General features: G+C 68.5%; 6 protein-coding genes. 5 read left to right on the top strand and 1 reads right to left on the bottom strand.

The features are described 5' to 3' along the window. Window positions 1-893: sigma-54 dependent transcriptional regulator (locus tag VNO22_07915; protein ID HXG61283.1), on the bottom strand; the 893-nt coding region annotated here is incomplete at its 3' end. 426 nt (window positions 894-1,319) lie between these two features. Here VNO22_07915 and VNO22_07910 point away from each other — a divergent pair. From VNO22_07910 to VNO22_07890, 5 genes are all read left to right on the top strand, one after another. Continuing rightward, window positions 1,320-3,731, top strand: coding sequence for a sodium-translocating pyrophosphatase (locus VNO22_07910; GenBank protein ID HXG61282.1), 2,412 nt, complete (start codon window positions 1,320-1,322; stop codon window positions 3,729-3,731). A gap of 16 nt (window positions 3,732-3,747) precedes the next feature. Beyond that, complete coding sequence (locus VNO22_07905; GenBank protein HXG61281.1) at window positions 3,748-4,965, top strand: branched-chain amino acid ABC transporter substrate-binding protein; 1,218 nt, start codon at window positions 3,748-3,750, stop codon at window positions 4,963-4,965. An 8-nt stretch (window positions 4,966-4,973) separates the two neighbouring features. After that, entirely contained in the window at window positions 4,974-5,921 is a 948-nt protein-coding gene (locus VNO22_07900) for a branched-chain amino acid ABC transporter permease (protein ID HXG61280.1), read from the top strand. Further along, the gene (locus VNO22_07895) at window positions 5,918-6,940 is read left to right on the top strand and encodes a branched-chain amino acid ABC transporter permease (GenBank protein HXG61279.1); all 1,023 of its coding nucleotides are present in this window, start codon (window positions 5,918-5,920) and stop codon (window positions 6,938-6,940) included. The genes VNO22_07900 and VNO22_07895 overlap by 4 nt, the downstream gene beginning before the upstream one ends. Further along, the coding region (locus VNO22_07890) for an ATP-binding cassette domain-containing protein (GenBank protein HXG61278.1) at window positions 6,937-7,153 on the top strand (217 nt) is incomplete at its 3' end. The genes VNO22_07895 and VNO22_07890, both read left to right, overlap by 4 nt.

The raw sequence follows: 7,153 nt of genomic DNA, 5'->3' as shown, positions 1-7,153 counted from the left end.
TCGACCGCCTCCTCGAGGTTGCGGTGGGTGGCGCAGATGACGCGCACGTCCACGGCGATCTTCTCGTCGCCGCCGACGCGCTGGAAGGATCGCTCCTGGAGGGCGCGGAGGATCTTGGCCTGGGTGGGGAGGGGCATGTCGCCGATCTCGTCGAGGAAAAGCGTGCCCCCGTGGGCCTGTTCGAACTTGCCCCGGCGGCGGGCGACGGCGCTGGTGAAGGCGCCTTTTTCGTGGCCGAAGAGCTCGCTTTCGAGGAGGGTTTCGGCGAGGGCGGCGCTGTTGACGTCCACGAAGGGCCCCACGGAGCGGGGGCCGAGCGCGTGGAGCGCGCGGGCCACGAGCTCCTTGCCGGTGCCGCTTTCGCCGACGACGAGGACGGTCGCGTCGGAGGGGGCGGCTTTCCGGATCATGTTCCGGACGCGTTCCATGCCCGAGGAGCTTCCGATGAGATGCTCGAGGGAATAGGCTTCCTCGACGTCGGCCCGCAGGCGGTTGATCTCGCGCTGCTGGCGGTGGAGGCGCAGGGCGTTGGCGAGCGAGACCGCCAGGCGCCGGGGATCGATGGGTTTGGTGAGGTAATCCACCGCCCCGCGCTTCATGGCGCCGATCACGTCCTCGATCGCCTCCGAGGCGGTCACGACGATGGCGGGAAGGTCGGGAAAGCGGGAGCGGAGTTTCTCCAGAACGTCCAGGCCGGAGGCGTCCGGAAGGGTGAGATCGATGAGGCACAGATCGGGCCGGTCCTCGCCGAGCGCGCGGAAGAAGTCCCGCTCGGTGGCGGCGTGCTCGAAGAGATAGCCCTCGCGTTCGAGGATATTGCGCACGAGGAGGGCGGCGGTGGAATCGTCTTCCACGTAGAGGACGCGGGCGGACGGGGCGGCCTTTTCGGTCATCGCAACGAATTCTAAGCCATGGGTGCCCGGGGAGCAAATGAACCTGCGAATCACGAATGCCGGGAGATTCCCCTCCGCCGGGGGGAAGGGGCGCCCCGGCCTTCGGGATCGGCGACCGGAGGGAGTGAACGATTACCTTGTACGCGGGGGGGCCTTTGCCTAAAATCCCCCGCGACGCACCCGGGGGGGATTCGGCCCGATAGGCGGGCCGGGGTCTCGGGTCCGGAAGACGGGCGTTCCGCTCATTTCAAGGAGGCGTTCGTGAGGCGCACGGCGTTCCGCTCTGGGCTTCGTCGGTCGCTGAGCCGGTCCTTTTTCATTCTGATGGCTTTCTTCTTCCTGGGGCTGTACGCCCACGCGTCGATCTACGGCCCGCCGCGGCCGGAGGGGGCCCAGGAACGGGAAGAGTTTCGATTCTTCTCGTTCATGACGAGCCCCGAGTACAGCGGCTTCGAGAAGGCGATGCTCTGGGTCGTGCTCCTGACGGCCCTGGCGGCGCTCGTCTACGCGGGGCTTCTCGTGGGGCAGGTGCTCAAGGCCGACACCGGCACGGAGAAGATGAAGCGCGTGGCCGACGCCACGCGGGAGGGGGCCAACGGCTACCTCCGGCAGCAGTTCTCCCGCATCTGGCCCCTCATGGTTGTCATCACCGGCATCCTCTTCCTCACGAAGATGGGGGAGGGGCACAACCACGTGGCCTTCGGGCGGGCGGCGGCCTTCCTCATGGGATCGGCGTTCAGCTGGCTGGTGGGGTTCGTGGGCATGCGCCTGGCCACGCAGGGCAACCTGCGGGTGGCCGCCGCGGCCCGCCGCAGCTACGGCGAGGCCATGCAACTCGGATACCGCACCGGCACGATCACCGGAATGCTGACCGACGGCCTGGGGCTTCTGGGCGGAACCCTCATCTTCATGGCCTACGGCGAGCAGGCCTACGAGGCGCTGCTCGGGTTCGGGTTCGGAGGGACCCTCCTGGCGCTGTTCATGCGCGTGGGCGGAGGCATCTACACGAAGGCCGCCGACGTCGGGGCGGATCTCGTGGGCAAGATCGAGAAAGGCATCCCCGAGGACGATCCCCGCAACGCCGCCACCATCGCCGACAACGTGGGCGACAACGTCGGCGACTGCGCCGGCATGGCCGCCGACATCTTCGAGTCCTACGAGGTCACGATCGTGGCCGCGATGATCCTGGGGTACGCGAGCTTCGGCCACAAGGGCGTGATCTTCCCGCTTCTGGTGCGCGCGATCGGCGTCGTGGGCTCGATCATCTCGACCTACAGCGTCCGGGCCGGCCAGAAGGATACCTCCGACACGGCCCTCCACTCCGTCCACCGCGGCTTCATGATCGGCTCCCTCATCAGCGTGGTGGGCTTCTTCCTCCTGGGCTTCATCTACCTCAAGTTCGACCCGTCCTACTTCGTCCAGTACAAGCAGGCGGTCTTCGGATTCGATCTCAACGGGGACCGCGCGGGTTCGGTGGCGGAGCTTCCCTGGTGGGCGAACTTCGGGACTTCGACCCTCGACATGCGGCCGGCGCTGACGTGCCTCATCGGCGTCTTCCTGGCGGTCGCGCTCAACAAGGTCACGAGCTACTTCACCCACACGCAGTACGAACCCGTCAAGTCGCTCGCCAAGAGCTGCCAGACGGGCCACGCCACCAACATCATCCAGGGCTTCGCCGTCGGGTACGAGTCCACGGTCTACGCCATCCTCATCATCGCGGTGGCGATCCTGGGGTCGGTCCTCATCTACAGCGGCACGAGCCCGGTCTTCATCGCCTACGGCGTGGCCATGTGCGGGATCGGCATGCTGACCCTCACCGGCAACACGATCTCGATGGACGTCTTCGGTCCGGTGGCCGACAACGCCAACGGCATCGGCGAGATGGGCTACGACAAGGAGGAAATGGAGCGCGCCGAGCCGGGAAGCTACAAGCGGTCCCGGCAGATTCTGGCGGATCTGGACGCCGTGGGCAACACCACGAAAGCCGAGACCAAGGGGATCGCCATCGGCTCGGCCGTGATCGCCGCGGTGTCGCTCTTCGCCTCCTTCATCGCGGTGATCGCCGTGGGCAGCGAGGATAAGATCCACCTCATGACCACGGAGCAGTTCTTCGAGCACGCGGGGAAACTCACGCCGGCGGATCCCATGGTCTTCATCGGGTTCCTCATCGGCGGGGCGGTGCCGTTCCTCTTCTCGAGCATGCTCATCCGGGCCGTGGGCCGCGCGGCCTACCTCATCGTCAAGGAGGTCCGCATCCAGTTCCGCGACCGGGAGATCCTGGAGGGCAAGAAGACCCCGGACTACGGCCGCGTCGTCTCGATCTGCACGGGCGCCGCCCAGAAGGAGCTGATCGGCCCCGGGCTTCTGGGGATCGCCACTCCCGTGCTCGTGGGCTTCTTCCTGGGGCCTTACGGCCTGGGCGGCTTCCTGGCGGGGACGATTCTCGTGGGGCAGCTCCTGGCGGTCTTCATGGCCAACGCGGGCGGCGCCTGGGACAACGCCAAGAAAGCCATCGAGGACGGCCTCTACGGCGGCAAGGGGAGCGAAGCCCACAAGGCGTCCGTGACGGGAGACACGGTGGGCGACCCGCTCAAGGACACGGCCGGGCCGGCCTTGAATCCGCTCATCAAGGTGATGAACATGGTGAGCCTGATCGTTCTGCCGCTGGTGCTCAAATACAACATCGGCGCGCGGACGAGCGCCACCCTCAAGGAGGTCAACCCCACGGTGGGCTGGATCATCGGCCTGCTGGCCCTGGCGGGAATCGCCTGGGCCATCTGGCAGTCCAAGCGCGTGACCGAGGAGATGCGCCAGATGGACGAGGCGACGGGGGCGTGAAGAAGGAGGGCGTCGCATGAAGTTCCGGGTCCGGGGCGCCTGGGCCGCCGCGCTTTCGGCCCTGGCCGTTTCGGGCTGCGGCCGGGGAGGGGCCCCGGCCGGCGACCCCGGCCTCGTCAAGATCGTCTCCAGCCTCCCCCGGACCGGAAGCGCCGCCGCCCAGACCGGGACGATCGTCAACGGCATCCGCCTGGCGCTCGAGGAGGCCGGCGGGCGCGCCGGGCCTTTCCGCGTGGCCTACGAGGACTGGGACGACGCCTCCCCCCAGCGGGGCGACTGGGACGCTGCGATCGAGGCGGCCAACGCGGATCGCGCCGTCAAGGATCCCGACGTCGTCGTCTACATCGGGACGTATAACTCCGGCGCGGCCAAGGTTTCGATTCCGAAACTCAACGCCGCGTCGCTCGCCATGATCTCCCCGGCCAATACCTATCCGGGGTTCACCAAGGCGGGCCTCGGGGAGCCCAACGAGCCCGCCGTCTACCGGCCCTCCGGGCGGATCAACTTCTTCCGCGTGGTTCCGACGGACGATCTTCAGGGGGTCCTGGGAGCCGAGTGGGTCAAGAAGCTCGGCGGCGCCTCCGTCTTCGTGCTTCACGACCGCGAGCTTTACGGCAAGGGGATCGCCGATCTCTTCAAGGCGCACGCGGGGAAGATCGGGCTGCGGGTTCTCGGCTACGAGGGGATCGACTCGCGGGCGGCGAATTACCGGTCGTTGGCGGCCAAGATCGCGGGACTGGCGCCCGACTGGGTCTATTTCGGCGGCACCACGCAGTCCAACGGCGGGCAGCTTGTCAAGGACCTGCGCGCCGCGGGGTTCCGGGGCCGGGTGCTGGTGCCCGACGGATGCGTCGAGAACGCGTTCATCGATTCGGCGGGGGCGGCCAACGCCGAGGGGATCGTCCACGCCACCTTCGGAGGGCTTCCTCCGGAGAAGCTGACGGGGCGGGGGGCGGAATTCTACCGGAAGTACCGCGGGCGTTTCGGAGCGGAGCCCGAGGTCTACGCGGTGTACGGCTACGAGTGCGCGCTTGCGGCGCTCGAGGCCATCCGCCGGGCCGGTCGCAAGGACCGGGCGGCGATCCTCGAGGCGGTGGCCCGGACGCGCGACTTCGAGGGGGCGCTCGGGCGCTGGTCGTTCGACGAGAACGGGGACATCACGCTCCGGACGATGAGCGGGTTCGTCGTGAAGGACGGTGGCTGGTCCTTCCGGGAAATCCTGGGCGGGCCGTAGCCGGACTCATGGGCGGGTTCGAGGCCTTCCTCCAGCAGGTCCTCATCGGGCTCTCGAACGGCATGATCATCGCCCTCATCGCGCTCGGCTACACGATGGTCTACGGGGTCCTCGAGCTGATCAACTTCGCGCACGGCGACCTTTTCATGCTGGGGACCTTTCTGGCCCTGACGCTCGTGGGGGCGCTGGGACTGGAGGGGCCCGGGGGGCTGGCGGTTCTCCTGGCGGCGTGTCCGGCCTTCTGCGCGGGGCTCAACTGGGCGATCGACCGGTGGGCGTACCGGCCCCTGCGGGAGGCGCCGAAGATGGCGCCCCTGGTTTCGGCGATCGGGGTGTCCTTCATCCTCATGAATGTGGGGCTTTTCTGGGGGGCGCTTCCGATGGAGGCGTTCGGGGGCGGCCGGGCGGCCGCGGCGCCGAAGGATTTCCCGGCGCTCGTCTCGAACGCGGATCTCCTGGGCGGGGCGCTCGGGGCGGGGGTGCGGTTCACGGGGAAGGAGCTTCTGGTGTGGGCGGTGACGCTGCCGCTTCTGGGGGGGCTGACGGCGTTCGTCCGCTGGACGCGGCTTGGCATGGCCATGCGCGCGACGGCGCAGGATCCCGTGGCGGCGCGCCTGATGGGGATCGACGTGGACCGCGTGATCGGAGCGACCTTTCTCCTCGGAGGGGCGCTGGCGGGGTTCGCGTCGGTCGTCTACGCGCTCTATACGAACACGATCTCGTTTCAGCTCGGCTATCGGGCGGGGCTGGACGCGTTCACGGCGGCGGTTCTCGGGGGGATCGGCAATCTGCCGGGGGCGGCGCTCGGCGGGCTGCTCATCGGTCTGGTGCGGGCGATGAGCGACTGGGCGATCGCCGCCGAATGGACGCAGGCGATCGTTTTCGCGATTCTCATTCTCATTCTCGTGTTCCGGCCGAGCGGGCTTCTGGGGGCCCGGGTGCGGGAGAAGGTATGAGGCGGCCGGGCCGGGTGGAGGCGTGGCTGGCGGCGGGCGCGGCGCTGGTTCCGCTTCTCGATTGGGGGCTCGAGGCGGCGGGGCTCGGGGCGTGGCGGGTGGGAAACGAGATCTGTCAGCGGGTTTTTCCCTTCGCGATTCTCGCCCTGGGGCTTCACGTGGTGGTCGGCTGCGCGGGGCTTCTTCATCTGGGCGGGGCGGCGTTCATGGCGATCGGGGTGTACGCCTACGCGATTCTGTCCTGCGAGATCTATCCCTTCCGGCTGGGGTTCTGGCCGGCGCTCGGGGCGGCCGCGGCGGCGGCGGCCGGGGCGGGGCTCCTGCTCGGAGCGCCGGTGTTGCGGCTCCGGGGGGATTATCTGTCGATTGTGACCCTGGGGTTCGGCGAGATCGTCAAGGACGTTCTCAGGAACATTCCGTCGATCACGAAGGGCACGCAGGGGATCAACCCGCTTCCGCCGCCGGAGCTGCCGGGGTATGCGTTCTCCGCGTCGGTGTACGAGCCGTGGTATTACCTGTACCTGGCGATCCTGGCGGGGCTTGCGGCGGCGGTGCGGAACCTGGAGCGCTCGCGGGTGGGACGGCGGTGGAAGGCGATCCGGGAGGACGAGCTGGCGGCGACGGCGATGGGGGTTTCGCCGGTCGGCGCGAAGCTTCTGGCGTTTGCGACGGGGGCGGCCCTGGCGGGCGCGGCGGGGGCGCTCTGGGCGAGCAAGCTGGAGACCACGGCGGATCCCGCGACCTACGACTTCAACGTCTCGATGACGGGGCTCGTCATCCTCATCGTGGGCGGGATGGGAAGCCTGCGGGGGGTGCTCGGCGGGACGGCGATCGTGATGGGGCTCGACATCCTGCTCAAGAAGGCCACGGAGGCGCTGGCGCGGGCGGGGATCGCCTCGGGGGAGAACGTCCTTTGGACGCCGATTTCCTGGAAGTTCCTGCTGTTCGGGCTGGCGCTGGTCGCGGTGATGCGGTTCCGGCCGGAGGGGATTTTTCCGGAGCGGAGGGAGGCGCGGTGAGTCTTCTGGAGGTGCGGGGTCTGACGGTGCGTTTCGGGGGGCTCGCGGCGGTTCGCGGCGTGAGTTTCGCGGTCGAGCCGGGTCGGATTTTTTCGCTCATCGGCCCGAACGGGGCGGGCAAGACGACGGTCTTCAACGCGATCACGGGGCTTTGCGAGCCTTCGGAGGGGGCGGTGCTTTTCGAGGGGCGGGACGTGCGGAGGCCTTTTTCGG

This window comes from Planctomycetota bacterium (assembly GCA_035574235.1).
GTDB lineage: Bacteria > Planctomycetota > MHYJ01 > MHYJ01 > JACPRB01 > DATLZA01.
Note: the sequence above shows the minus strand (reverse complement) of the source record. Positions and strands in the feature narration are given on the sequence as shown.